The sequence below is a fragment of the Massilia sp. METH4 genome, assembly GCF_037094685.1.
Taxonomy (GTDB): Bacteria; Pseudomonadota; Gammaproteobacteria; order Burkholderiales; family Burkholderiaceae_D; genus Rugamonas.
On the sequence record NZ_CP146614.1, the window covers coordinates 5865460 to 5890105 of the forward strand.

21 protein-coding genes and 1 riboswitch are annotated in these 24646 nt (G+C 68.8%); of the genes, 5 read left to right on the forward strand and 16 right to left on the reverse strand.

Annotated elements, in window-relative coordinates; genetic code table 11:
* Positions 1-3: 3 nt before the first annotated feature.
* The 10 genes from cobI to V6Z91_RS25745 are packed head-to-tail and all read right to left on the reverse strand — an operon-like array spanning position 4 to position 8537.
* Positions 4-822: a precorrin-2 C(20)-methyltransferase gene (gene cobI / locus V6Z91_RS25700; protein ID WP_338762967.1), complete on the reverse strand. Its 819-nt coding sequence runs from the start codon at positions 820-822 to the stop codon at positions 4-6.
* Positions 819-2192 carry a precorrin-6y C5,15-methyltransferase (decarboxylating) subunit CbiE gene (gene cbiE, locus V6Z91_RS25705; protein ID WP_338762969.1) on the reverse strand — a complete coding sequence of 458 codons (1374 nt, stop codon included), beginning with the start codon at positions 2190-2192 and terminating at the stop codon, positions 819-821. Before cbiE ends, cobI begins: the two co-directional genes overlap by 4 nt.
* 17 nt (positions 2193-2209) lie before the next feature.
* A complete protein-coding gene (locus V6Z91_RS25710; RefSeq protein ID WP_338762971.1) occupies positions 2210-3397 on the reverse strand; it encodes a cobalt-precorrin-5B (C(1))-methyltransferase in 1188 nt (395 codons plus the stop codon).
* Positions 3394-4077, reverse strand: a complete 684-nt coding sequence (locus tag V6Z91_RS25715) for a precorrin-8X methylmutase (RefSeq protein WP_338762973.1) — start codon at positions 4075-4077, stop codon at positions 3394-3396. Before V6Z91_RS25715 ends, V6Z91_RS25710 begins: the two co-directional genes overlap by 4 nt.
* Positions 4074-5066 carry a sirohydrochlorin chelatase gene (locus V6Z91_RS25720; RefSeq protein ID WP_338762975.1) on the reverse strand — a complete coding sequence of 331 codons (993 nt, stop codon included), beginning with the start codon at positions 5064-5066 and terminating at the stop codon, positions 4074-4076. The genes V6Z91_RS25715 and V6Z91_RS25720 overlap by 4 nt, the downstream gene beginning before the upstream one ends.
* The gene (gene cobM / locus V6Z91_RS25725) at positions 5063-5866 is read right to left on the reverse strand and encodes a precorrin-4 C(11)-methyltransferase (protein WP_338762977.1); all 804 of its coding nucleotides are present in this window, start codon (positions 5864-5866) and stop codon (positions 5063-5065) included. The genes V6Z91_RS25720 and cobM overlap by 4 nt, the downstream gene beginning before the upstream one ends.
* The gene (locus V6Z91_RS25730; RefSeq protein ID WP_338762979.1) at positions 5863-6804 is read right to left on the reverse strand and encodes an ABC transporter ATP-binding protein; all 942 of its coding nucleotides are present in this window, start codon (positions 6802-6804) and stop codon (positions 5863-5865) included. The genes cobM and V6Z91_RS25730 overlap by 4 nt, the downstream gene beginning before the upstream one ends.
* Positions 6801-7541 (reverse strand): cobalt ECF transporter T component CbiQ, encoded by a 741-nt coding sequence (gene cbiQ / locus V6Z91_RS25735; protein WP_338762981.1) that lies wholly within the window; start codon positions 7539-7541, stop codon positions 6801-6803. The genes V6Z91_RS25730 and cbiQ overlap by 4 nt, the downstream gene beginning before the upstream one ends.
* Positions 7525-7860 carry an energy-coupling factor ABC transporter substrate-binding protein gene (locus tag V6Z91_RS25740; RefSeq protein ID WP_338762984.1) on the reverse strand — a complete coding sequence of 112 codons (336 nt, stop codon included), beginning with the start codon at positions 7858-7860 and terminating at the stop codon, positions 7525-7527. Before V6Z91_RS25740 ends, cbiQ begins: the two co-directional genes overlap by 17 nt.
* Positions 7857-8537: an energy-coupling factor ABC transporter permease gene (locus V6Z91_RS25745; RefSeq protein WP_338762986.1), complete on the reverse strand. Its 681-nt coding sequence runs from the start codon at positions 8535-8537 to the stop codon at positions 7857-7859. Before V6Z91_RS25745 ends, V6Z91_RS25740 begins: the two co-directional genes overlap by 4 nt.
* A 114-nt stretch (positions 8538-8651) precedes the next feature.
* Positions 8652-8868: riboswitch (cobalamin riboswitch) on the reverse strand.
* A 222-nt stretch (positions 8869-9090) separates the two neighbouring features.
* Here V6Z91_RS25745 and V6Z91_RS25750 point away from each other — a divergent pair.
* The 3 genes from V6Z91_RS25750 to lldD all read left to right on the forward strand — a co-directional run bounded on the left by V6Z91_RS25750 (position 9091) and on the right by lldD (position 12555).
* Positions 9091-9855: a hypothetical protein gene (locus V6Z91_RS25750; RefSeq protein WP_338762987.1), complete on the forward strand. Its 765-nt coding sequence runs from the start codon at positions 9091-9093 to the stop codon at positions 9853-9855.
* A gap of 74 nt (positions 9856-9929) precedes the next feature.
* Positions 9930-11243 carry an MFS transporter gene (locus V6Z91_RS25755; protein ID WP_338762989.1) on the forward strand — a complete coding sequence of 438 codons (1314 nt, stop codon included), beginning with the start codon at positions 9930-9932 and terminating at the stop codon, positions 11241-11243.
* 178 nt (positions 11244-11421) lie between these two features.
* Positions 11422-12555 (forward strand): FMN-dependent L-lactate dehydrogenase LldD, encoded by a 1134-nt coding sequence (lldD, locus tag V6Z91_RS25760; protein WP_338762991.1) that lies wholly within the window; start codon positions 11422-11424, stop codon positions 12553-12555.
* A gap of 171 nt (positions 12556-12726) precedes the next feature.
* Here the strand turns inward: lldD and zwf are convergent, their stop codons facing one another.
* The 6 genes from zwf to V6Z91_RS25790 all read right to left on the reverse strand — a co-directional run bounded on the left by zwf (position 12727) and on the right by V6Z91_RS25790 (position 21545).
* The gene (gene zwf, locus V6Z91_RS25765; protein WP_338772049.1) at positions 12727-14148 is read right to left on the reverse strand and encodes a glucose-6-phosphate dehydrogenase; all 1422 of its coding nucleotides are present in this window, start codon (positions 14146-14148) and stop codon (positions 12727-12729) included.
* Positions 14149-14328: 180 nt separating this feature from the next.
* The gene (locus V6Z91_RS25770; RefSeq protein ID WP_338762994.1) at positions 14329-15612 is read right to left on the reverse strand and encodes a DUF1593 domain-containing protein; all 1284 of its coding nucleotides are present in this window, start codon (positions 15610-15612) and stop codon (positions 14329-14331) included.
* Between the two features lie 60 nt (positions 15613-15672).
* Positions 15673-16848 carry a pectate lyase gene (pelA, locus tag V6Z91_RS25775; protein WP_338762996.1) on the reverse strand — a complete coding sequence of 392 codons (1176 nt, stop codon included), beginning with the start codon at positions 16846-16848 and terminating at the stop codon, positions 15673-15675.
* Between the two features lie 120 nt (positions 16849-16968).
* Positions 16969-18474, reverse strand: a complete 1506-nt coding sequence (locus tag V6Z91_RS25780) for a DUF5605 domain-containing protein (RefSeq protein ID WP_338762999.1) — start codon at positions 18472-18474, stop codon at positions 16969-16971.
* Between the two features lie 302 nt (positions 18475-18776).
* Positions 18777-20714: a methyl-accepting chemotaxis protein gene (locus V6Z91_RS25785; RefSeq protein ID WP_338763001.1), complete on the reverse strand. Its 1938-nt coding sequence runs from the start codon at positions 20712-20714 to the stop codon at positions 18777-18779.
* Between the two features lie 9 nt (positions 20715-20723).
* Positions 20724-21545, reverse strand: coding sequence for a TorF family putative porin (locus tag V6Z91_RS25790; protein WP_338763004.1), 822 nt, complete (start codon positions 21543-21545; stop codon positions 20724-20726).
* Positions 21546-21784: 239 nt separating this feature from the next.
* On the opposite strand from V6Z91_RS25790, the gene V6Z91_RS25795 reads away from it, so the two are divergent.
* Both V6Z91_RS25795 and V6Z91_RS25800 read left to right on the forward strand, forming a co-directional pair.
* The gene (locus V6Z91_RS25795) at positions 21785-23161 is read left to right on the forward strand and encodes an MEDS domain-containing protein (RefSeq protein WP_338763006.1); all 1377 of its coding nucleotides are present in this window, start codon (positions 21785-21787) and stop codon (positions 23159-23161) included.
* A 32-nt stretch (positions 23162-23193) separates the two neighbouring features.
* Entirely contained in the window at positions 23194-24369 is a 1176-nt protein-coding gene (locus V6Z91_RS25800) for a pyridoxal phosphate-dependent aminotransferase (protein WP_338763008.1), read from the forward strand.
* Positions 24370-24646: the final 277 nt, after the last annotated feature.

The following is a 24646-nucleotide window of genomic DNA, read 5'->3' on the forward strand; positions in this document are numbered from 1 at the left end:
TGGTCATGCTTCCTCCGTGGTTGATGGGAACGGGCTGCCCTTGCGCAGGCAACCCTTGATGCGTTCGCCGCGGATGCGGTGCGGGTGGCGCACCAGCAGCAGCGACAGGTAGCTGACCTTCGCGCCGCGCAGCGCGAGGATGCCCTCGCCGCCGATGCGCCGCTCGTCCGGCGCGCCCACGCGCTCGATGAAATGGGCGCCGGCCAGCAGGCCGCGCCGTTCCAGCCAGTCGATCAACTCGTCCAGGATGGGTTTTACCTTCATCAGCACGAGCGTGTCGAAGTCGGGCAGCAGGCGGTCGACGGCGCTCACGCCGTAGGCGGCCGGCACGATGGCCACCGTGTCGTCCTGCTCGGCGAACGGCGTGTCCGCCGCGGCGCAGGCGGCCGTGAACGCGTTCACGCCGGCGATCACCTGCATGGGGATGGCCGGGTCGAGGGCGCGCACGGTGCGCGCCAGGTGGCCGAACGTGGCATAGGTGCTGGCGTCGCCTTCGACGAGGAACAGCACGTCGCGCCCGGCACGCAGCCACGGCAGCACGGTCTCGGCGGCGCGCAACCAGGCGCGCGCCAGCTTTTCGCCGTCATGCGTCATCGGGAACAGCAGCAGCGCGTGCTCTTCCGGCGGCGCCAGCCCGGCACGGGTCACGATGTCGAGCGCGTAGCTGGGCGTCTTGCCGCTGCGGGCCGGGTAGACCCACACGGCATCGCGCCGCTCCAGCGCCGCCCAGGCGGCGCGGGTGATCAGGCCGGGATCGCCGGGGCCCAGCGAGATGCCCCACAGGGTGCCCGCGTTCTTGTCCGCGCTCTTGTCCACACTCATGCCACCCTCCGCGCGCAGACGATCCAGACGGGATTCTCGGCCGCCATGCGGTGCATGTGCAGGATCGGCTTGCTGCGGGCCGCCTGCAGTTGCAGCACGTCCCAAGTCACCTCCTGTTGAGCTCGTGTCCCTGGGGTCTGACCCCACGAGACACAAGCTGAGCCGTTCTCGTTTTCTGGCGACGCTTTGAGTGCCTGCAAGGCGGCGGTGGCCGTGGCCAGGTTTTCCAAGGTCACGAAATTCATCACCAGGTTGCCGCCGGGCCGCAGGCGGTCCAGCACCTGGGCGATCAGCGCGGCCAGTTCGCCGCCGGAGCCGCCGATGAACACGGCGTCCGGGTCGGGCCAGGCATCCAGTCCATCCGGCGCCTTGCCGTGGATGAGCGTGTAGTTGCTGACGCCGAAGGCGGCGTGGTTGTGCGCGGCGATCGCGTGGTCCGCCTCGTTCTTCTCGATCGCGAAGACGTGGCCGCGCGGGCACAGGCGCGCCGCTTCCAGCCCCACGGAGCCGGAGCCGGCGCCGATATCCCAAACCACGCTGTCGTCGCGCAGCTGGAGGCGCGCCAGGCTCACGGCGCGCACTTCCTGCTTGGTGATCAAGCCCTTCTCGGGCTGGCGTTGCGCGAAGGCGCTGTCGGCCAGGCCGAAGCGCACCGGGCGCGCAACCGGCGCCACGCGCCACAGCAGCACGACGTTCAGCGCGGCGAAGCGCATGCCCGCCGCCTCCTGCGGCGTCAGTTCGGCCAGCACGCGCTCTTCCGGCTGCAGCAGGTTCTCCGCCACCGCCATCAGGAACTCCTCGCCGAGGCCCTCGGCCAGCAGCAGGCGGGCGATGCGATCGGGGCTGTTGTCTGGGCTCGTCAGCACCAGCAGCCGCGCTTCGGCGCGAAGCGCCTGCGCCAGGCCGTACAGGCCGTGGCCGGGCGCGGCGCCGCGCCGCCACTCGCCGGCATCCTTCGCATGCACGGAGACGATGCGCGCATCGTGCCAGGCCAGGCCGATGCGGGCACAGGCCAGTTGCAGGGTCGACAGGTTGGGCAGGATGTCCAACGCCTGCACGCACAGGTGCTGCGCCAGGTAGGGAGCGATGCCGTGGCACAGCGGGTCGCCGGTGGCCAGCACCACGCAGTGCAGGTGGTCGGCGCGCGCGGCGCGCACCCAGTCGGGCACCTGCTTCAGGCGCCCCGTCAGGTCGTGCCGCACGCTGGCGCTTTTCAATTCCGCCTCCAGCAGCGCCAGTGTGCGGGCGCCGCCGATCACCACGTCGGCGCTGCGCACGTGCGCCAGCGCTGCCGGGCTGAGGCTGGCCGCGCCGTCGTCGAGCACGCCGATGACACGGCAGGGGTTCGGGTCTTTGGTAACAGTATCCATTCGGGGACTCATAGTGATCAGGTGTCGGCGATGTGGGCCACGCCGGTGCGGCCGGCACTGGCCGGGCGTTCGCGGGGCAGCGCCGGGTCGGACCAGACGTCGGCCACCAGCTGGCCGGCGAAATCGCAGACCAGCACGCGCAATTGAAAAGCGTGGCCATAGCGGTCCGGCGCGGTCAGGGTATCGATGGCCGCCTGCGCCAGCGCGCGGTGGAAGGCGTCGCCGAGGCCGCGCTCGACCATCAGCTCGGCGCCGAAGCGCGCCGTCTCGGCAGCGGCCATGGCAGCGCAATCCTCCGCGCTGGCACCGATGCGCCGGCCGATCTCGGCCACCAGGTCGGTATCGACTTCGCTGCGGTTCGCATGGGTGATCGTCTCGCCCTGGGCGATCTTGGTGAGCTTGCCGACCATGACGGCCAGCACCACGAGGCCGATGCCCTGCGCGACCGCCTCATCAAGGGCGTAGCGCAGGAAATCGCCCATCTGCACGAAGGAGGCCGACGGCAGTTCGGGGCGCTCGCCGCGCAGGGTCGCCATGGCGAACGTTTCGGTGCGGCCGCCGGTGGTCAGCGCCACCAGCCCATGGCCGGCGGTGGCCGCCACCTGCACGCCCTGCACGACGCTGGCGCGCCAGGCGGCCGTCGAATAAGGCTTGACGATGCCGGTGGTACCCAGGATGCTGATGCCGCCCAGGATGCCCAGCCGCGCATTGGTCGTCTTCTTCGCCATCGTTTGCCCGTCCGGCACGCTGACCGTGACTTCGACGCCGTGCGCGGCCAGCAGCGCGGGTGCCGCCTCGCGCAGGTTGTCGGCGATATTCGTGCGCGGCACCGGATTGATCGCGGGACCGCCCACTTCCAGGCCCAGGCCCTTCATCGTGACGGTGCCCACGCCGTCGCCCGCCATGTAGGTGACGGCGCCGGCCTCGCCGGGCAGCAGCCGCAGGTCGACGGTGAGATGGGCGCCATCGGTGCAATCCGGATCGTCGCCGGCGAACTTGATTACCATCGCATGGGCGCGGCCGTCGCCGCAACGTCCGTCGTGCACGGTGAAGACGACGCGGCTGCCGTTGGGCAGCAGCGCTTCCACCTGTTCGGGAACGCGGCCAGTCACCAGGCCGAGCACGGCGGCGCGCGCGGCCGCGGCGGTACATGCCCCGGTGGTGAATCCCGTGCGCGTGCCCCGTTCCGCGGCCTTGTCTTTCACGCCAGCTCCTGCGACTTCTGCCGCGCCTCGGCCAGTGCCAGCAGCGCGTGCAGCGCCGCGACCACGAGCGTGGACCCGCCCTTCCGGCCGAGGATGACGATCCACGGCACCTCATTGACCTCGGCCATGAGATCCTTCGACTCGGCCGCGGATACGAAGCCGACCGGCATGCCGACGACCAGGGCCGGCCGCACGCCCTCCTCGCGGATCAGCCGCACCAGTTCGATGAGCGCCGTGGGCGCGTTGCCGATGCCGACGATCGCGCGGTCCATCAGGCCCAGGCGGTGCGCCTTGCGCATCGCCTGCACCGCTCGCGTGGTGTCTTCCCGCCTGGCCGCGTCGATCACGTCGGCATCGCTGATGAACTGGTACGTGTGCATGCCGAAGTGCGCCAGGCGCGGGCGGGACAGGCCCGAGCAGATCATCTCGACATCGGCCACCACGGGCGTGCCGCCGGCCAGCATGGCGCGGATGCCCGCCTCCACCGCGTCCGGATGAAAGTGGGTCAAGCCGTTGAAGTCGAAGTCGGCGTTCGCATGGATCATGCGGCGCACGATGGGCCACTGGGCGGCCGTGTACGCATGCTCGCCCGCCTCCGCGTCGATGATGGCGAAGCTGTCGTGCTCGATGACCTGGCCGGCACGCGTGAGCTGCTCGGTGACGGTGTTCACCGTGCTCATGCCGGCACCTCCGCGTGCCCGTGAGCGTGAGCGTGAGCGTGAGCGTGAGCGTGATTGTGGTCGTGATTGTGATCGTGGTCGTGAGCGTGAGCGTGATCGTGGTGATGCTCGTGCGTGTGCGCATGCGAGTGGCCGTGGCCGAGGTCGTGGGCGATCTCGCGGTAGCTGCAACCGTCGCACGGCAGGCGGCTGTCCGGCCGGCCCGCGCGCAGGTCCGCCACGCGCTGTTCCATCAGCGCGAAGATTTCCGGTTCGAAGCCGAAATGCTCGGTGCAGGCGAAGCGCACCTGGGGATATTGCGCGCGCAGGTGCTCCACCTGCCGGTGGATGCGCTGCATCAGGGTGCCCGTGTACAGGTAATACGGCAGCACGACGACCTGCCGCATGCCCAGCAGCACCTGCCGCTGCACGGCCTTTTCCAGCCGTGGCCAGGTGATGCCGGTGAACGCCAGGTCGACCAGTTCATGGTCGCCCTCTTCCAGCAGCCAGCGCGCCATCTTCGCCATCTCGCCGTTCGCCGCGCGGTCCGAGGAGCCACGGCCCAGCAGCACGACGCCGGTCGTGGTGGGGTCGGGCATGTCCAGCGCCTTCATGGCGCCGCGCAGGCGCCGCTTCAGCACGGCCAGCACCGGGTCGCTGGCGCCCAGGTGCGGCGCGAGCAGGATTTCGGCCTGCGGGCAGGCAGCGCGCGCGCCTTCGATCGCCTCGGGGATTTCCATCTTCACATGGCCGGCGGCGTTCAGGACCAGGGGCACGACCAGCACGCGGCGCGCCTGGCGGGCGGCGGCCAGCAGCGCGGCGTTCAGCTCGGGCGGCGCGAATTCGATGAAGCACAGCTCGATGCGCCAGCCCGGCTGGCGGACACGCCACTGGTCGGCGAACTCGCGGATCTCGCGGTTGCCCGATTCCTCGCGCGAGCCGTGGCCCACGATGAGGATGATGTCGTCCGCCGGGCTCGTGGCCGGCTGGATCGGGATGGGTGCGTTCATGCGCTTGCCTTTCTGAATCGATGGGTGAAGGTGGGGTCGTACAGTTTCGAGCGGGCCAGCGTTTCCCAGTGCAGCGCGCCCAGCGTGGGGCTGGCCACGATCATGGCCTGGCTGGCGACGCCGGCGGCGCGGCAGCGCGCCTTGATGTCGGCCAGCGTGCCGCGCAGGATCTTTTCCTCGCCGGGCCAGCTGGCCTTGTGCACCACCAGCATCGGCGCGTCCTCCGGCCAGCCGGCCGCGCGCAGCGCCGTCTCGACCTTGTGCAGCAGCGTGATCGACAGGAAGATGCACAGCGTGGTGCGGTGCGCCGCCAGGCTGGCCAGGTCTTCGCCCTCCGGCATCGGCGTGCGCCCTTCCACGCGGGTGAAGATCACGCTCTGCGTCACCTCGGGCAGCGTGAGCGATTCGCCAGCCGCGGCCATGGACGCCATCGCCGACGACACGCCCGGCACCACCGCCCAGCCGATGCCGGCGGCGGCCAGCGGCCGCGCCAGCTCGATCAGCGCGCCATACAGGCCGGGGTCGCCCGTCTGCAGGCGCACCACGGTGCCGTGCCTGGCCGCCTGCTCGACCAGCCAGGCCGTCATTTCTTCCAGCGTCATGTCCTTCGAGTCACGGATCGCGCAGCCGGGCGGCGCGTACAGGGTGACCGCGCGGTCGACCAGCGAGCCGGCAAACAGCACGGCGCCCGCCTCCGCCAGCAGCCGGCGGCCCTTGACCGTGATGAGTTCGGGGTCGCCGGGGCCGGCGCCCACGAACCAGACCTTGCCCATGTTGTTGCCCGATTCGGCGTTCGTCATGTCGTTGTTACTCCTTGCGTATTTGGTCCTTGCGTAGCTGCTCCCTGCGTGGTTGCTCCCTGCCTCGTTGCTCCCTGCGTCGTTGCTCCCCGCGTAGTTGGTCCCTGCGGTGCGCGCAGTGCCGCAAGCAGCGCCGGCACGGTCCTGGACAGCGGGTGGGCGGCAAGCAGGCCACGCGCCGCCAGTTCGGCGTGCAAGGCGGCCGCCAGCGGTGGGCGGTGGCCGGCCGCTTCGAGCAGGTCGGCACGCGCGGCCAGCTCCGCCGCGGCGCCGGAGACGATGCAGCGGCCCCCGGCCAGCAGGTGGATCTCGTCGGCCCAGCCGAAAGCAAAATCGACGTCGTGGGTGGACAGCACCACCGTCACCTCGCGCGCCGCCAGCCGGTCGAGCAGCGCGGCCAGGCCAGCCTGCATGGCCGCGTCCAGCCCGGCCATCGGCTCATCCAGCAGCAGCACGCCCGGCTCCATCGCCAGCACGCCGGCGATGCACACGCGCTTCTTCTGGCCGAAACTCAGGTGGTGCACGGCACGGTCGGCGTGTTCGCGCATGCCGACCGCGTCGAGCGCCGCCTCCACGCGGGCGCGCACCGTGGCCTCGTCCAGGCCCAGGTTGAGGGGGCCGAACGACACGTCTTCCCCGACATGGGCGGCGAACAGCTGGCGGTCGGGGTCCTGGAACACGAGGCCGACCCGGCGGCGCAGCGCGGCCAGCCCGGCGCGATCGTGGGCGACGGCCCTGCCATCCAGGCGCAACTCGCCGGCGGTCGGCCGCAGCAGGCCGTTCAGGTGCCGCAACACGGTGGATTTCCCCGCGCCGTTGGCGCCCAGCAGTGCATGCCGGCGGCCGCGCGCGAAGGCCAGGCTGCATTCGCGCAGCCCGCCGCCACCCGGGTAGACATGGTCGACGCCAGCCAGCGCGAGGATCGGAACCCCGCTCACCAGCGGTCTCCCAAGGCCAGCGCGACCATCGCGGCGCCCGCCAGCAGGGCCAGCGCGTTCTGGCGGCGCTCATGGGGGAACGCGGCCGGCAGGAAACGCAGCGTGCCCGTGTACGAGCGGGAGTCCGCCGCCGCCTGCAGCGCCGCCGCGCGCTGCCACGACTGCTGCGCCATGTGGCCCGCCAGCATCGCTGTCGAGCGCCAGGCCTGGCGCCAGCCGTGGTGACCCAGCCGTGCGGCTTGCGCGGCCACGCCCTCGCTCCAGGCCTGGCGCAGCACGAACAGCATGCGGTAGCACAGCGCCATCAGGTCGAGCAGCAGTTCGGGGGTGTGCAGGCGGCGCAGCAGTGCCAGCAGGTCCGGCAGCGGCGTGGCCATGACGAAGCCGAGGGAGGCCGCCAGCGCGGCCAGCGAACGCAGCGCCACGTGGCCGACCGCCGGCAGCATGGCGGCGTTCCACTGCCAGCGGCCATGGGCATCGGGGCCGAGCGGCGTCGTGGCGCAGGCGAGCACGAGGAAGCCGAGCGGCGCCGCCGCCGCGGCGAGGAATGCGCGCGGCGGTATGCGCGCACCCAGCAGCGCGGCGAGGACAGGCACCGCGACCAGCATGGCCAGCACTACCGGCGTGCGCGCCAGCCCGGCAGCGACGATGGCGGCCAGCGCGAACAGTGCCTTGGCCGACGGCGCGACAGCGCGCCAACGGCTGGCGTAGGCCGCCATTTCAATCCGCATCGCCATCCACATCGCTACCAACATCGCTACCAACATCGATCCGCCGCTGCGCGCCGGCGCGCTCGCGGCCCACCGACAGCCCGAGCCAGTAGCCGATCACGCCCGCGCCCAGCGCGGCCTGCAGGGCGAACAGCAGCGAGGCGATCTCGCCGCTGGCCGGCTCGAACACGGGCGCGAACCACGGCTCGTAGCCGGGCGCCAGCGCGCCGACCGCCTGGCGCGCCAGGTCGTCGGCACCGCCGAACGCGGCGCCGCCGGCCAGCCACAGTGGCAGCACCGTCAGCAGCACGATCGCCAGCCACAGCACCGCGGTGCGCGCTTTCATGCGGCCTCCTTCGTACCATGCGCGAACACCGGCGCGGCACGCAGCTCATCGCCTTCGAAGCGGGCGATCGCGTTCACCACGAGCACCGTCAGCAAGCCTTCGCTGATGGCGATCGGCACCTGTGTCAGCGCGAAGATGCCGGCAAAGCGCGCCAACGACGCGCCGATGCCGCCGACCGGATCGGGAAAAGCCCACGCCAGTTGCAGCGACGTGGTGGCATAGGTGGCGAGGTCGCCCAGGCAAGCCGCCGCGAACACGGCGATCGAGCGCGACAGGCCCAGGGTGGCGGCCACGCGGAACACGGCATACGCCGCGAAGGGGCCGACGACGGCCATCGAAAATACGTTGGCGCCCAGCGTCGTCAAGCCGCCATGGGCCAGCAACAGCGCCTGGAACAGCAGCACCACGAAGCCGACCGGCACCATCGCGGCGGGCCCGAACAGCAGCGCGCCCAGCCCCACGCCGGTGGGGTGCGAACAGCTGCCCGTGACCGATGGCAGCTTGAGCGCGGACAGCAGGAAGGCAAAGGCGGCGGCCACGCCGAACAGCATGCGGCGCTGCGGGTAAGCGCGCAGGTCGCGCGCCATCGCGCGCAGGCCCCAGGCCAGGAAAGTCGCGGAAACCGCCGTCCAGCCCAGCGCGTGCGCGGGCGGCAGGAATCCTTCCATGATGTGCATTCGAATCCTCCCGTCGAATGGTCGATAAGAGCATCGGCGGGGGATGGATGGACGGTCGAGACGGGGCCGGGGACGGCACGCCGCTTCGACAGCGGCTTCCCGTCACCCCGGGGAACGATGCTGGCATTTCCGGGCCGGTATTCTGGCTCGCCGTCATTCTTCGTCCGCGCCTTCCCGCGATGGCGACATCGCAGTGGCATTGTTGGCGGAGTCCGTCAGGCTTACAGCAGCGGGGGCTGCACCGGAATGACCGCTTGTCGCGGTGTCACCGGTTTCCCGTTTAACGTCTTCCCCGAGGGGGGAAGAACGCACCCAGGCGCGCATCTTAACCCAAAGGCAAGGACGGGCGGAAGTGTTTCCTTGCAGGCCGCGCGCCCTGCCCTGCAAGCCGGGCGCGCGATCCTTCGTTGACCGTTGCCGTGAGCCGCTTCGTCGAGGACATTCGGTTAGTTGCAAATTTCGCAGTCAAGCCGGCGCATCCCGCCATGCTGGGCCGTAGCGCTACCATCAATCGGGCGCCGGTCCATGGGCCGGGCAGGACTACAATGCGACAATGTTCCGCCCGCTCTCGAGCTGCATCGTTGTCCTGCTGGCCGCCGCCTGCGCCAGCCTCGCCGCCGCGCCGCTGCGCGTCGGCGGCTTCGTCGTGGCGCCGCTGGTACTGGGCGACCGGGACCGGCCGATACGCGGCGCCCTGCGCGACTACCTGGAGCGGGAAGTCGTGCCGGCCGGCGTGCCGCTGCGGTGGATGCCCGCAATGTCGGTACACGAGGCGGTGGGCGGCCTGCGTAACGGTTCGCTCGACGTGATGCTCGTGGCCAGCGGCGACGCCCTGCGCGAACCGGGCACGAGGGCGTCCACCTGGACCTACCTGCACTCCCAGCCTCATCTCGCACTGCGCGACGACGCGCCACTGCGGGCCGTGCGCTCGCTCGACCAGCTCGCCGGCCTCGAAATCGCCTGGATCGCCGGTCCGGCCATCTCCGGCGGCTTGCTCAGGTCAGGCGCGCGCTGGCGCCGGATCGAAGGGGCGAACTGGCAGGTGCACGCCCTGCGGCTGGTGCAGACCGGCGCCATCGACGCGGCCTACTTCGAGAACGGCTACTCGCCGCGCTACTACGTCCAGACCATGGGCCTGCCCATGCGCGTACTGCGCCTGCCGATGCCGCCGCGTTCGTTCTTCATGCTGTATTCGGCGAAAGCCGACCGGGACACTATCGCCCGCTTCGACCGCGTGGCCGGCGCGGCGTTCGCGGGCCGCCGCTTCCGCGATTTTCTGGAGAAATATCCCACCGAAGGGATGGCCCCGCGGCCCTGACGCCGGCCGCCCTGCCTTTCCCCTATACCTTGCCCCTATAATATGCCGGGTCCGACACCACGAGACCAGCAACGATGCAAGCACATGAAACGGCCGCCGCGCCAATCGGCACCGCAAGCCCGGCCAGCCGCTCACTGACACGCCAGGACTACAAGACCCTGTCCCTGGCCGCCCTGGGCGGCGCGCTGGAATTCTACGATTTCATCATCTTCGTCTTCTTCGCCACCACCATCGGCGCGCTGTTCTTCCCGCCCGCCATGCCGGACTGGCTGCGGCTGTTCCAGACCTTCGGCATCTTCGCCGCCGGCTACATCGTGCGCCCGCTGGGCGGCATGGTCATGGCGCACTTCGGCGACCTGCTGGGCCGCAAGAAGATGTTCAACCTGTCGATCCTGCTGATGGCCCTGCCCACGCTGGCCATCGGCCTGCTGCCCACCTATGCCGCCGCCGGCCTGGCCGCGCCGCTGCTGCTCCTCCTGATGCGCGTGCTGCAGGGCGCGGCCGTGGGCGGTGAGGTGCCCGGCGCCTGGGTATTCGTCTCCGAGCACGTGCCGGAACGGCGCATCGGCTTCGCCTGCGGCACGCTGACCGCGGGCCTCACGTGTGGCATCCTGCTCGGCTCCCTGATGGCCACCGCCATCAACAGCGCCTTCACGCCCGAGCAGGTAACGCAGTTCGCCTGGCGCATCCCCTTCCTGCTGGGCGGCGTGTTCGGCCTGGGCGCGATGTTCCTGCGCCGCTGGCTGCATGAGACGCCCGTGTTCACGGAGCTGCAGCGGCGCAAGGCGCTGGCCGCCGAGCTGCCGTTGAAAGCCGTGCTGCGCGGCCACCGCCGCGCCGTGGCGGTCTCGATGCTGCTGACGTGGATGCTCTCGGCCGGCATCGTGGTCGTGATCCTGATGACCCCTGCCCTGCTGCAGAAGGTCTACGGCTTCGACGCGCCCACCGCGCTGTCCGCCAACACGGTGGCCACGCTGTGCCTGGCGCTGGGCTGCGTGGTGGCCGGCGCGCTGGCGGACCGGCTGGGTGCGCGCCGCGTGCTGCTCGGCGGCGCGGCGCTGCTGGCCGCCTGCACCTACGCGTTCTACACCACGCTGCGCGCCAGCCCCGAACTGCTGCTGCCGCTGTATGCGCTGCTGGGCTTTGCCGTCGGCGTGGTCGGCGCCGTGCCGGCCGTGATGGTGCGCGCCTTCCCGGCCGCCGTGCGGTTTTCCGGCCTGTCGTTCTCGTACAACCTGTCGTACGCCGTCTTCGGCGGCCTTACGCCCGTGATGGTCACGCTGCTGCTGAAGACGCAGCCGCTGGCGCCGGCGTGGTACGTGATGATGCTGTGCGCCGTGGGCGCGACGACGGCGCTGTTCATCGAGGACCCGCCGCGCGCGGGCTGACCGCGGCGGCGCGCCGGCCGGCCGCATGACCGTTTCACACGTGCCGCGCCGGGGCGGCCAGGCTGCCGCAACGATCATCTTTTTGACCGCTCTTCTCCCGCTGCAGCACTACAATTGACGGTTCGGTGAAACGGCGCGCCGCGTCCGCTCGCCACCGCCATCCACAATCGCAGACCACATGATCATCTCTTCAGCAACCGATTTCCGCGAGGCGGCGCGCCGCCGCCTGCCGCCCTTCCTGTTCCACTACCTCGATGGCGGCGCCGGCGCCGAGCAGACGCTGGCGGCCAACGTGGCCGACCTCCAGCAGGTGAAATTGCGCCAGCGCGTGCTGAAGGGTTCCGAGGAGCTCGACCTGTCCACGGAATGGTTCGGCAAGCGCTATGGGCTGCCGATCGCCCTCGCCCCGGTGGGCTTGACCGGCATGTATGCGCGGCGCGGCGAGGTGCAGGCGGCGCGCGCCGCGTGCAAGCGGCATATCCCGTTCATCCAGTCCACCGTGTCCGTCTGCCCGCTCGCGGAGGTGGCGGCCGCCGCCGACAAGCCGATCTGGTTCCAGCTGTACGTGCTGAAGGACCGCGCATTCATGCGCGACGTTCTGCAGCGCGCCAAGGCGCTCGGCGCCTCGACCCTCGTATTCACCGTGGACATGCCGGTACCGGGCGCGCGCTACCGCGACGCCCACAGCGGCATGAGCGGCCCGAACGGCCCGCTGCGCCGCATGCTGCAGGCCATCACGCACCCGCGCTGGGCCTGGGACGTGGGCCTGTTCGGCCGCCCCCACGACCTGGGCAATATCTCCGCCTACCGGGGCAATCCGACCGGGCTGGCGGACTATATCGGCTGGCTGGGTGCCAACTTCGACCCGGCGATCGGCTGGCAGGACCTGCAATGGATCCGCGACGAGTGGGAAGGCCCGATGATCATCAAGGGCATCCTGGAGCCGGACGACGCGCGCGACGCGCTGGCCTTCGGTGCCGATGGCGTGGTGGTGTCGAACCACGGCGGCCGCCAGCTCGACGGCGCGCTGTCGACGGCCAGGGCACTGCCGGCCATCGCCGAGGCGGTAAAGGGGAAAATGACGATCTTCGCCGACGGCGGCGCGCGCACCGGCACCGACGTGTTCCGGCTGCTCGCGCTGGGGGCGGACGGCGTGCTGCTGGGACGCGCCTTCGTTTACGCGCTGGCGGTGCAGGGCGAAGCCGGCATCGCGAAGCTGCTGGCCATCATGGAGAAGGATATCCGGACCAATATGGTGCTGACCGGCGTGAAGTCGCTGCGCGAAGTGGGGCCGCACCTGCTGGCGCGGTGAGTACGAAAGAGTCAGCGGCGCCAGCGCGCTGGTGTCGGACACCGTTTCCTGATGTCTGACACCGGTTTTCCCGGCCGAAGTCGGCAAGCGCAGAGGAAAACCGGTGTCGGACACCATTTCCCGCGGAAATGGTGTCCGACACCGACGACTACGCCGGCGGGCACCGTCGGGTCATGCCACCCAGGAGAACCCATCCCGCGCCAGCAGCGCGAACGATTCCGCCGGGCCCATCGTGCCGGCAGCGTACGGCCGCGGCTTCTCGGCCAGCGTGGCCCAGCCGTCGATGATCGGGTCGGCCCATTCCCAGGCCGCTTCCAGCTCGTCGCGGCGCATGAAGTGGGTGAGGCGGCCGCGCACCACGTCGATCAGCAGGCGCTCGTAGGCTTCCGCGCGGCGCTCCGTGAAGGCCGAGTGCAGGTCGAGGTTCAGCGCCACCTGCTGCATGTTCATGCCGCTGCCGGGCTGCTTGGCCATCACCTGCAGCTTGATCGCCTCTTCCGGCTGCAGCTCGATCACGAGCCGGTTGGCCACGCCGCCGGTAGTTTCCGGGAACAGCGGGAACGGCGGGTTGGCGAATTCCACCACGATCTTCGACGAGCGGCGCTCCATGCGCTTGCCGGTGCGCAGGTAGAAGGGCACCTTGGACCAGCGCCACGTGTCGACATAGGTGCGCAGCGCCACGAAGGTTTCCGTACTGCTGTCCGGCGGCACGTTCTTCTCCTCCAGGTAGCCGGGCACTTCCTGGTTGCCGCTGGCGCCCCGGATGTACTGGCCGCGCACGGTGTCGCGCGCGATCGTGGCAAGGTTGAAGCGGCGCAGCGAGCGCAGCACTTTCAGCTTTTCATCGCGTACCGCGTCCGGCGCCAGCGAGGCCGGCGGTTCCATCGCTACGATGCACAGCAGTTGCAGCAGGTGGTTCTGCACCATGTCGCGCATCGCGCCGGTGCCGTCGTAGAAGCCGGCGCGGCTGCCCACGCCCACTTCCTCCGCCACCGTGATCTGCACGCTGGAAATGTTCGGCGCGCGCCACAGCGGTTCCAGGATCGAGTTACCGAAGCGCAGCACCATCAGGTTCTGCACGGTTTCCTTGCCCAGGTAATGGTCGATGCGGTAGATCTGCGATTCGGCGAAGTACTTGCCCACCGCTTCGTTGATCTCCACGGCCGAGGCCAGGTCGCTGCCCAGCGGCTTTTCCAGCACCACGCGCGCCTGGCTGTCAACGAGGCCGGCGGCGGCCAGCTTTTCGCAGATGGTCGTGAACAGCGACGGCGCGGTGGACAGGTAGAACACGCGCTCGGCGCCGGCGCGCGAGGCGGCGGCCAGGGCGGACAGGTCATCCTGCTGCACGTCGACACGAACGAACTCGAGCAGCTGCAGGAAACCGCGCCATGCCTCTTCCGTGAAGTTGCCGCCGCTGATGAAGGACCGCGAGTGTTCCTCGACGAAGTTCAGGTAGGCGGCGCGGTCGAAGCTCTGGCGCCCGGTCGAGATGATGCGGGTGGCGGGCGGCAGGTTGCCGTGCAGATGGGCCATGTACAGCGCCGGCAGCAGCTTGCGCATGGCCAGGTCGCCCATCCCGCCGAAGATGATCATGTCGAGGGGCGTATTGTTGGCCTGGCTGTTGGCCTGGTTGTTGGCCTGGTTACCGGCCTGGTTGCTGGCTTGCTTGTTCTGGGCAGTCGAGTTCGTTTCGGTCATCGTGTTATCCGGTTCAGGAGCAGACCGACAATATTAATACATCGATCAGCTACACGTGTTCCTACATTTTTGTAGTCACCGCCGCTCGCCGGCACGGGCGATCCGCCTGGCAAAGTCGGCCAGGTACGCCTCGCGCCAGCGGCTCACCGTCTTCGCCCCCTGGTGCACGCCTTCGGCCACGCGCGGGTCGGGATCGTCCGTCCACCAGTTCGGGTACTTCGGCGACGGCGCCCTGCCCGCAGCCGGCATCACCGCCGTGAACGCCCCGGCAATGGGCGCCACGCCGGGCTTGTCGCTGCGGATCTCGTAGACGAACGTCTTCGCCTCCTTCGGCGAGAACAGGAAGCGCCACGTGCCATCCTCGTGGCGGTGACCGGGAAACGACTGCCCGTCGATGAAGAGCTTGCTCGTGGCCACCGGCAGCGCGTCCCTGGCCAGCTTGAATTCCACGACGGAAAACGCTTCCACCTTGTCCGCCGCGCTCGTGGGACGGTCGAACGTGGTGCGCTGGCGTTCCCAGGCGCGCACGTAGCGCCCGCCCCAGGAATCGCGGCCGGGATCGAGCGGAGCGTCGCCCAGCAGGTAGGTCACGGAAGGCGTGTCGCCCATCTTGATCGTGCCCTCGAGGTGGCCGGCAAAGTAGTCGCCCAGCGCGCCATGGCCCTTCAGGTGGCGCGCGACGAAGGCCGTGTTGCCCAGGTCGCCCTGCTGGTTGCCGCCCACGAACCAGCCGCGGTATGTGGAATTCGATTCGATGATCCACAGGTCCGGGTGTTCGCGCGCGATGTAGTCGTAGGCGGCCGGGCCCCACTTCTTGTTCGGGCCGCCGATCCAGTGCACGCGCAATCTTGCCTTGATGTCGGGCGCGTCGTGCAGGGCCTGCGCCACGTCGCTGATATTGCCCCAGGCGAGTACCCAGAGGGGCCGCGGATCGTCGCGCCGCGCCGCCGCCACGATGGCCTGCGATCCTGCGGTCGGTACGCCCCAGCCGCGCAGGCCCGTCGAGCCGGTCTCGCCCTGCTTCGTGATCGCGTGCAGCGCGGCCGGCGCGGGGTAGCGCGGCGAGTGGCGCTTGAACCGCGGATAATCCTTTTCATACTCGGCGATCACCTCCAGGATGTCGCTGGCGCGGCCGCCATCGGATTCGAACGGCGAGGAAACCAGCGCCTCGATGTCGAACAGGTCGGCATAGGCCAGCAGATGCACCATCGACTGGTCGTCGTCCGGATCGGTTCCGCCGATATCGGTCGAGACGATGATGCGGTGCCGCGTTTCCTGCGCCGTGGCAGGCGGCGCCGCGTGCAGCAGCGCGGCAGCCGCGCACAGGAACATGAGCAGGTTTTTCAGGCGATACGTCATGGTGTACTCCGTCGAAAGCGCAAGGGGCGCCGGTGCCGGCCGGCGCCGCTCATTGAAGCGTCAGTACCCTACCTGGGCGGCATAGGCGAGCAGCGCCTTGCCATACTCGCCGGCCCACTGGTAGCCGTAGCGCCGTTCCGGCTCGACCAGCATGATGTCGTACTGCTTGCCGGTACCCGGCGGATTGTCGGTGGGCAGGCGGCCGCTGAAGAAGCCACGGTCAACATCGAGGTCGTAGAAGCGGTACCAGAGCGGCGGCGCGCCGATCTTCTGCACGAACGGCGACGTGTTGGTGGCCTGCGCCCCGCTCCGGTCGTAGATCGTGTCGAAGATCTGCGTGCGGGGATTGCGGTACCAGTCGAGCGCGGCCCGCACGGCCGTTTCCACGGCGGGAGTCTGCGGACGGGTCATCAGGAACTGCACGATGCGCGCCGACTCGGAGCCGCTCTTGGAAGGCAGCTCATAGGAGCGGGCGCCGCGCGGCACGTAGCTGACCGGGTCATGCTGCGCGCACCACACGGTGGGCAGGCCGCCCTGCACGATCTGCGCCTTCAGGATGAAGCCCACCGCCTTTTCGATCGCCGGTTCCAGCTTCGTCAGCTGCGTGCTGCTGAACACGCTGCCGTCGAGCGGCGCCTTGCGCTTGTTCGCCTGGTCGAACAGCACCAGCACGCGCACCATCGCGTCGTCGTTGAACGTCACGTGGTTCGAATACGTGGTGCCCGTGCGCGCGGGATGGACCTGCGGGAAGCCGCCGGACGCGTACTGCATCGTCAGCAGGAAGTCGAGCGCCTTGCGGGCACTGTCCCGATACTTCGTGGCGCCGCTGCGGCGATACACGTCGGCCAGGAACATGATCTCGCTCACGGTGGCCTGGTTGTCGATCGTGCCCAGTTCCACGCCGTTCGCGCCCGTCCAGCCGGAGCGCTTCGCCGAGCCGTTCCACGGTGCGGCATACCACGACGGGTCCTTGTAGAAGCCGCCGTGCGGCATCTGCCACGTGACGATATTGTCGGCCTTGGCGCGGTCGGCGGCCAGCGCGGCGGCAGGGTCGGCCAGCTTGCTCAGCCAGCTCCTGTAATTGTTCAGCAATCCATACACCGGGTTGCTCGCCTGGTCGAGAATGACCGAGCGCGTCGAGGCGGCGCGGGCCAGGCCCGTGCCGCCCGGGCCGAGCGCGGCCAGCATGGCGGACATCGTGATCAGTTTCAGTGTTGCGCGTCTTTTGTTTCCCATTTTTCTGCTGCCACTTTTCATAGGTGCTCCGGATGGGTTGGTGCGACGGATGCCGTGCCGGCAGGCACGGCCACGGCGCCGCCTCGTCGCGTGGCGGCGGCGCCGGTGATACACGGTTGATCAGTCGTCCGCCGCCGCACCCGGCGTAGCCGCCGTCGGGCCATGTGGAATTTCGCCCACGCGCTGGATGCGCAGCGCCATGTACGGCTTGCCGGGCAGCTTGATGGAACGGTTCTTCACGTCCGCCGCGCGGTAGCGCGGCAGTTCGCCGATCTCGAACGTGCCGGGCACGGGCACGACCGTCATGTTCCACGTGTCGATGATGTCGGCCCTGAACCGCATGCCCTTGCGCAGCCCGGCCACCGGCAGCACGAACGGCCACTCGGTGGGCCTATCCTCGCCGAAGTAGTACAGGTAATAATCGCCCGCCTTGCCGGCGGCGTTCATCACGAACAGCTGGTCGATCGGTTTCAGGCCGCCTTCCGGCCCCGCCTCGACGATCTGGCGCAGGAAGCCGATGCGTGCGGGGCTGGTACCGGCCAGGTGGCCGCCGCCGCTGATCCAGCCATTCTCCAACACTTCGCCATGCGTGGCATAGGCGCCCCCGACGAGCGCGATCCAGAACCGGTGCGACAATTCCTCGCCGGACAGCTGGCCCCAGCGGCTCGCCGAATTGCCTTCGTAGTTGATCTCGTCGTGCACGATGGGCTTGCGGTAGATGTCGCGCAGCAGCGGCGACACGCCGAACACCTTCACCGCGTTGTAGTACTGCAGGCTCACATGCGTGACCCACGGCTTGTTGTAGTCGTAGATGCGGTCGGCGTTGTGGATCGAGCGCAGATGGTTGTAGGGGTCGTACTGCTGCACGATCTGGAAGTAGCGGTCGAAGTCTTCGTCCGAGAGATGCCTGATGTAGCTGTTCTCGTTGGCCAGGCTCCACCAGATGTTCTGGAACGCCGCGAAGCGCGCCACCATGTAGCGCACGAAGCGCTGGTTGACGGCGTCGCTCGTCGTGTCGAAGCCCCACTTGCCCTTGTCGTAGGGCCGGAACAGGATCAGGTCGACCTGGATGCCCAGGTCGGACAGGCGCTTTACGTCCCGCTCCAGGCTCCTGAAGTATGCGGGATTGAAGCGCGAGAAGTCGAAGTCGTCGCGCGACGTGCCGACGAACGGGAAGTCGGTCAGCTTGCCCGGCCCGTCGATGTAGTTCGGCTTGTAGGGCGGCACGGCCAGCATGCGCGCCTTGTTGAACGGTCCCTTCTTCAGCGTGGCCAGGGTTTCGAGCTTCCTTGCCTCCGGCTGGAACGCCCACTCGTAGATCGTGGTGCCGAACGGGTAGAACGGCGTACCGTCCGCATGGGCGAAATGATGGACGTTGGCAACGCGTACCGGTCCCCTGTTGCCGCCCTCGACGGCGGTGAAGGAGCCCGTTTTTCCATCGAGGTCGGGGTGGTTGCTGTGCGTCGTGTACGTCCACTCGCCAGCCGTCGGCGGCATGAAGCGTACGCGGTATGTGCCGTCCCCGTCGTAGAAGCCGTCCGGCGTGTAACGCTGCGCGCCCTGGGTGAAGGTGGCGGTCAGTTCAAGGTCGATGAAGGGGTTGCCGGCGTCCTTGCCTTTCAGCATGACTTCGTACAACCCATACTTTTCTGCATGTTCCCGGGCTGCGGCCGAACCGCACGCGCCAACCGCGGCGGCGAGGAAGGCGAGCAGGAAAATAATCAGCCCGTTGAGCGGAATACGGGATATTCGGGGCGCGCGCGGGGTCCCGCGCAGTGATACGCGACGTGCCATGCCTGGTGTGTCTCCCTGTCTTATTGTTCGGACACCGCTCAACCTTAGTTGTACGATGTCGGATCACCCTAACAGACGTGATCCAATAACTCAAGGAGACAAACGCCGGCGTGGCACGGCCGCCGGCGCCGCGCTTACGCCGCGTCGGCGATGCGGAATTCGTTGACCAGGGCGACCAGCACGGCCGCCTGGTGCTTCAGGCTCTCGGCCGCGGCGGCCGCTTCTTCCACGAGCGCGGCGTTCTGCTGCGTGACGCCATCCATCTGGCCAACCGCCTGCGTGATCTGGCCGATGCCGGCGCTCTGCTCGACGCTGGCGGCGGCAATCGCCGCAACGATGTCGGCCACGCCGCGCACGCTGTCCACGACTTCCCGCATCGTCGCGCCGGCATCCTTCACCAGCACGCTGCCGCGCTCGACCTGGGCGGTGGAGTCGCCGATCAGCGCCTTGATTTCCTTCGCCGCGCTTGCGCTGCGCTGCGCCAGGTTGCGCACCTCGCTGGCCACCACGGCAAAGCCGCGGCCCTGCTCGCCGGCGCGCGCCGCTTCCACGGCCGCGTTCAACGCCAGGATATTGGTCTGGAAGGCGATGCCGTCGATCACCGTGATGATGTCGGCGACCTTGTGCGACGAGGCGTCGATGGCCGCCATCGTGTCCACCACCTCGGCCACCACGGCGCCGCCACGCACGGCGACTTCCGAGGCGTTGGCGGCCAGCTGGCGTGCCTGCGCCGCGTTGTCCGAGTTCTGTTTCACGGTGCTGGACAGCTCTTCCATCGACGCCGCGGTCTCTTCCAGGGCGCTGGCCTGCTGCTCGGTGCGGGCCGACAGGTCGGCATTGCCCTGGCTGATCTCGCCGCTGGCCGTGGCCACGCTGGCCGAGCTGTCGCGCACGCGCGAGAGCACGTTCTCGATCTTGGCCACGAAGGTATTGAAGCCCTGGCCGATCACGGCCAGCTCGTCGCTGCCTTTCACCGTCAGGCGCTGCGTCAGGTCCGCGTTGCCGCTTGCGAGCTGGGTCATCGTGTCGGCCAGCTTGCGCACGGGCCGCATCAGGCGGCGCAGCGCAAAGACCATCGCGAAGGCGGCGACCAGCGCGCAGATGGCGGAGGCCAGGGCCGTGTACATCAGCAGTTCGCGCGCCGGCGCGGTCGCCACGTCTTTCGGGAACGACAGGCGAACCGCCCACGGCGCCGCTTCGCCCTGGAGCTGCACTGGTCGGAGCACGTGCACGACACCCTCGGCCTCGTACTGGAACGGCTGGCCGGAGCGGACCGCTTCGAGCGCGGCGGCCGGCATGTCTTCGGCCTTCTTCATATTGCGCGCGGCGTCCGGGTGGCTGGCGTACAGGCCCAGGTTCGACACCAGTGCAAGCTTGCCCTGTTCGACAGTCGTCATGCCGGCCAGGATGTCGCCCAGCTTGGTGAGCATGAAGTCGCCGCTGATCACGCCTTTCACCTGGCCGCCCACCATGATCGGCGCGACCATCGAGGCCATCTGCACGTCCTTGCCGTTCACGGGGTAGACGGTCGGTTCGGTGAACAGGCGCTTGCCCGTCTTCACCGGGATGTCGTACCAGTCGTTGGCGCCCGGCGTGGTGGTGAACTGGATCGGTTCGACAAGGACGCCGCCATCGGGCTTGCGCGTGAAATACGGCAGGTAACGGCCCGCCGCGTCGTGGCGCGGCCCCTTGCCGGCGAATTCGGCATCGCGGCCGTCGAGCGCGTTCGGCTCCATCGTCACCGAAACGCCCAGCAGGTCGTTCGAGCCGCGCAGCACCGCCACCGAGGCATCGTCGGCCTGGTCGCGGCTGATCGGCCGGCCCGCGGCGATGGTCGCGGCGAGCGAGCGGGCCAGCGTTTCGACCGGCGCGAAATTGGCTTCGATACGGCCAGTCAGCTCGGCGGCGGCCACGGCGGCGGACGTGCGGGCCAGTTCCATGGCCGCGCTTGCGGCGCTGTCGCGATTGCGGATACCCGTGACGGCCGCCGTCAGCGCCAGGCTCAGGATCACGAGCGTGGTCGCGGCGATGCCGATGCGGGCATTCAGGGATCGATTACGCAAAAATTGCATGCGGTTTCCTTAGAAAGTGCGGTTCACGCCGACGATCACGGTGGCCTTCGCCACGTCGGCGAAGTGCAGCCTGCCGGAAGCATCCGGCACGCCCGTCGTGTAGGTTTTGTAGATGCCGGTGCGGCCCCAGGCGCGCGTTACGGCGAACGAAGCGCTCCAGCCGCCGCCCAGGCTCTTCGTGACGCCCGCTTTCGCGTCGCGCCAGTCCCAGATGTCGTTGCCATTTCCGGCCACGCGGCCGTCGCCGGCATGCAGGTTCAGCGTCCAGCCATTGCCCAGCTCCGGGTTGAAGGTAAAGTCCAGGTAGCCCGTGCCGCGCGAATCGGGAATGCCGAAGAACATGCTGCTCACGGTGCGGTAGTACTTCGCCGACGCGGTGCGCCACGTCACGCCAAGGGCCACCTCGCTGTAGTCGAATTTCGTATCCGTGGCGCTCATCACCGCGCCCGGGTAGCGGTAGACATAGGCCATCACGCTATAGCCGAAGTCGCCGGTGCTGCCGCTGTAGCCGCCGTACAGGTCCCACTCGACCTTGCCCTGTTCAATGAAGCGGTCGCTGACCGTGGAAGCCCAGGTGCCGGCCGACCAGCCGCTCGGGTGCACGTAGTCGACGCCGCCCTGCACGGCCGGCTTGCCCCAGCTGTTGCGGATACCGCGCGAAACGTATTGCGAGACGACGCCGGCGTTGGCGGTCCACTGCGCCACGGGTGCCGCGGCGGCCGGCTCCTGCGCGGGCACGGCGGGTTCGGCCGCCTGGACGGAGGCTGCGCTGGCGCAAAGGACGAGGCAAGACAGGAGCACGGGGTGGCGCGAACGATGGGCGTTGATCATGATGGTGGTGGCGACGAATGCCGCAAGAAATGTATCCGTGCAGCAATCATACTGGCGGATTGCGGCGGGAAAGCCGAATCGTGAACTTATGCTCATGCATTTGTTGGCGCAGTGCGACTTGCCTGCAACAAATCGAACGCAGGCGCCCCGGGATGGGCACGCTTCGCGACAAATTGCGTTCTGAACATTAAAATGACTGCTGGTGCCGCATGACAAGCGGCCATTCATGAAAGAAAGCCATGCACTACACACACAGGGATTCGGGCATTCCGGCGGTCGGCAGCATCCCCTGGGGCGCCCACTTCTGCCAGTTCTACGAGGACGAAGACGATCTGGCGGAAACGCTGATCCCATTCTTCAAGGCGGGGTTGGAGGCGAACGAAGCCTGCCTGTGGATCACCTCCGACTCCCTGGACGCCAGCCGGGCGCGGGCGCTGTTGCAGGGCGCCGTGCCCGATCTCGCCCGGCGCCTGGCCAGCGGCCAGCTGGAGATCGTGCCGATCAGCCAGTGGTACGCTCCGGGCGATGTGTTCGACGCCGACGCCGTGCTGGCGGGCTGGATCGCACGCGAGCGCCTGGCGCGCGAGCGCGGCTTCGAAGGCTTGCGGCTGACCGGCGACACGATCTGGGTGGAGCGCTCCGGCTGGAACGATTTCATGGATTACGAGCGCAAGGTCAACGGCGCCTTCCGCAGCCTGCGGCTGGTGGCCCTGTGCACCTACCATGCCGGCAGTTGCACGGCCAGCGATGCGATGGACGTCTGCAGCCACCACGAGTTTGCGCTGGCGCGGCGCGAAGGCCGATGGCATCTGATGGAAAGCTCCTCGCTCAAGATGGCGAAGGAGGCCCTGGTGCGGGCGAACGTTGAACTCGAGCAGCGGGTGGCCGAGCGCACCTCGGAACTTGCCGCGGCAGTGCGCGCGCGCGACGAATTCCTGGCCATGCTGGGCCATGAGTTGCGCAATCCGCTGGCGCCGATCCGCACGGCCACGGAGTACATTCATCGCATCATGCCGGCCGACTCACCAGTGCACCGGAGCTCGACGATCCTGGCGCGGCAGGTCTCGCACCTGTCGCGCCTGGTGGACGATCTGCTCGACGTGGCGCGCATCACGCAAGGTCATGTCCAGATTGCCACACGCGACGTCGCGCTTGCCGAGGTGATGCAGATGGCGATCGAGCAGGTGCAGCCATTTATCGAACAACGCCGCCACCGTTTCGACGCGGCGCTGCCCGCGCCTGAGCTGATCGTGAATGTCGACCCGACCCGCCTTGCCCAGGTACTTGGCAACCTGCTGCACAACGCCGCAAAATACACGGCGGAGGGCGGCCACGTGGCCATCCGTGCCGACGGCGATGGCGGCAACGTGGTGATTTCGGTCAGGGACAATGGTTCCGGCATTCCCGCCGACCAGCTGGACCACATCTTCGAGCTGTTCCGCCAATTGCCCCGCTCGCTCGCCAGGTCCGACGGCGGCCTTGGCATCGGCCTGACACTCGCGCGGCGCGTCGTCGAGGCGCACGGCGGCACCATCAGCGCCCATAGCGACGGCCCGGAGCGGGGCAGCGAATTCCGTGTCACGCTCGGCCGGGCCCCGGCCGCCGCAACCGCCTGAGCGCGGCCCGCTTTTCCCATATTCGACTGCACATGAAAATCTCCCAACGCGCCCGATCGATCGCCCCGTTCTTCGCCATGGAATTCGGCAAGCGCGCCGCCGCCCTGGCCGGCGAAGGTCACGACGTGATCCGCCTCAGCCTGGGCGAGCCCGACTTCGGCGCGCCGCCCGCCGTGCTGGAAGCCGCCGCCGCCGCGGCGCGAGGTCCCCTGCCCTACACGGCGGCGCTTGGCCTGCCCGCGCTGCGCGAGGCGGTGGCCGGGTTCTACCAGAGCGAGCACGGCATCGCCATCTCGCCGGAGCGCATCGTCATCACGGCCGGCGCCTCGGCCGCCCTGTTGCTGGTGACGGCGGCCCTGGTCGACGCTGGCGACGAGGTGATCGTCGGCGACCCTTCGTACCCGTGCAACCGCCGCTTCCTCGATAGCTTCGGCGCCGATGTCAAACTGGTGGCGACCGGCCCCGAGAGCCGCTTCCAGCTGGACGCGGCCAGCGTGCGCGCCAACTGGACCGGCGCGACGCGCGGGGTGATGATCGCCACGCCGTCGAACCCCACGGGCACCTCGGTGCCGCCGGCCGAACTGGCCGCCATCTGCGACTGGGCGCGCAGCCACGGCGCCTGGCGCATCGTCGACGAGATCTACCTGAACCTGGGCGACCGCGACGCCGAAGGCCGGCCGCCGCAGACGGTGCTGGCGGTGGACAACAGCGCGATCGTCATCAACAGCTTCTCGAAATACTTCGGCATGACAGGCTGGCGCCTCGGCTGGTGCGTGGTGCCCGAGGAGCTGGTGCCGACGCTGGAACGGCTGGCGCAGAACTACTATATCTGCCCGTCCACGATCGCCCAGCAGGCCGGGCTGGCCTGCTTCACGCCCGAGTCGCTGGCCGTGTGCGAGGAGCGGCGGCAGGAGTTCGGCCGGCGCCGCCGGCTGGTGCTCGAAGGCCTGGCCGGCATCGGCCTGCCGGTACCGGTGCCGCCGGATGGCGCCTTCTACGTCTACTTCGACGTGAGCGGGACGGGAATGACGTCGTGGCAGTTCTGCGAACGGGTGCTGCAGGAGGCGCACGTCGCCCTCACGCCGGGGAAGGATTTCGGCGATTGCGGGGCCGATACCTATGTGCGCCTGTCGTATGCGGCCAGCGCCGCGCAGCTGCAGGAAGCCATCCGGCGGCTCGGCGAGTTCATGCAGCGGCTCGCGCGCTGAGGCAGACAGGAACCCAGTCGGCGGCGCAGCCCAGGTGTCGAACATTTTTTTCGGGCGCTTCTTCCGAAAAAAGTGTGCGACACCGGTTTTCCCCCGCCTGGGCCAGCGCACAAGAAAACCGGTGTCCGACACCCGAAGGGTGTCCGACACCAGCGCATTCACGTGCGCCCGCCCAATCACATCAGCGGATCGGTCCCGCCTTCTATCTATACTGATCGTGAATAGATCAAGTCACACTTTGGTTTGTTCGTGAATTGATCAGCACCTATGATCGTCT

Excerpts from the sequence above, each read along its gene's own strand:
- V6Z91_RS25720 (WP_338762975.1), bottom strand. The coding sequence starts at position 5,066 with ATGAACGCACCCATCCCGATCCAGCCGGCCACGAGCCCGGCGGACGAC.
- cobI (WP_338762967.1), bottom strand. The coding sequence starts at position 822 with ATGAGTGTGGACAAGAGCGCGGACAAGAACGCGGGCACCCTGTGGGGC.
- lldD (WP_338762991.1), top strand. The coding sequence starts at position 11,422 with ATGATCATCTCTTCAGCAACCGATTTCCGCGAGGCGGCGCGCCGCCGC.
- V6Z91_RS25780 (WP_338762999.1), bottom strand. The coding sequence starts at position 18,474 with ATGCTGAAAGGCAAGGACGCCGGCAACCCCTTCATCGACCTTGAACTG.
- V6Z91_RS25745 (WP_338762986.1), bottom strand. The coding sequence starts at position 8,537 with ATGCACATCATGGAAGGATTCCTGCCGCCCGCGCACGCGCTGGGCTGG.
- V6Z91_RS25785 (WP_338763001.1), bottom strand. The coding sequence starts at position 20,714 with ATGCAATTTTTGCGTAATCGATCCCTGAATGCCCGCATCGGCATCGCC.
- V6Z91_RS25795 (WP_338763006.1), top strand. The coding sequence starts at position 21,785 with ATGCACTACACACACAGGGATTCGGGCATTCCGGCGGTCGGCAGCATC.
- V6Z91_RS25715 (WP_338762973.1), bottom strand. The coding sequence starts at position 4,077 with ATGAGCACGGTGAACACCGTCACCGAGCAGCTCACGCGTGCCGGCCAG.
- V6Z91_RS25790 (WP_338763004.1), bottom strand. The coding sequence starts at position 21,545 with ATGATCAACGCCCATCGTTCGCGCCACCCCGTGCTCCTGTCTTGCCTC.
- pelA (WP_338762996.1), bottom strand. The coding sequence starts at position 16,848 with ATGGGAAACAAAAGACGCGCAACACTGAAACTGATCACGATGTCCGCC.
- cbiE (WP_338762969.1), bottom strand. The coding sequence starts at position 2,192 with ATGGATACTGTTACCAAAGACCCGAACCCCTGCCGTGTCATCGGCGTG.
- V6Z91_RS25800 (WP_338763008.1), top strand. The coding sequence starts at position 23,194 with ATGAAAATCTCCCAACGCGCCCGATCGATCGCCCCGTTCTTCGCCATG.
- cbiQ (WP_338762981.1), bottom strand. The coding sequence starts at position 7,541 with ATGGCGATGCGGATTGAAATGGCGGCCTACGCCAGCCGTTGGCGCGCT.
- V6Z91_RS25750 (WP_338762987.1), top strand. The coding sequence starts at position 9,091 with ATGTTCCGCCCGCTCTCGAGCTGCATCGTTGTCCTGCTGGCCGCCGCC.
- V6Z91_RS25740 (WP_338762984.1), bottom strand. The coding sequence starts at position 7,860 with ATGAAAGCGCGCACCGCGGTGCTGTGGCTGGCGATCGTGCTGCTGACG.
- V6Z91_RS25755 (WP_338762989.1), top strand. The coding sequence starts at position 9,930 with ATGCAAGCACATGAAACGGCCGCCGCGCCAATCGGCACCGCAAGCCCG.
- cobM (WP_338762977.1), bottom strand. The coding sequence starts at position 5,866 with ATGACGAACGCCGAATCGGGCAACAACATGGGCAAGGTCTGGTTCGTG.
- zwf (WP_338772049.1), bottom strand. The coding sequence starts at position 14,148 with ATGATCATCTTCGGCGGGATGGGCGACCTGGCCATGCGCAAGCTGCTG.
- V6Z91_RS25770 (WP_338762994.1), bottom strand. The coding sequence starts at position 15,612 with ATGACGTATCGCCTGAAAAACCTGCTCATGTTCCTGTGCGCGGCTGCC.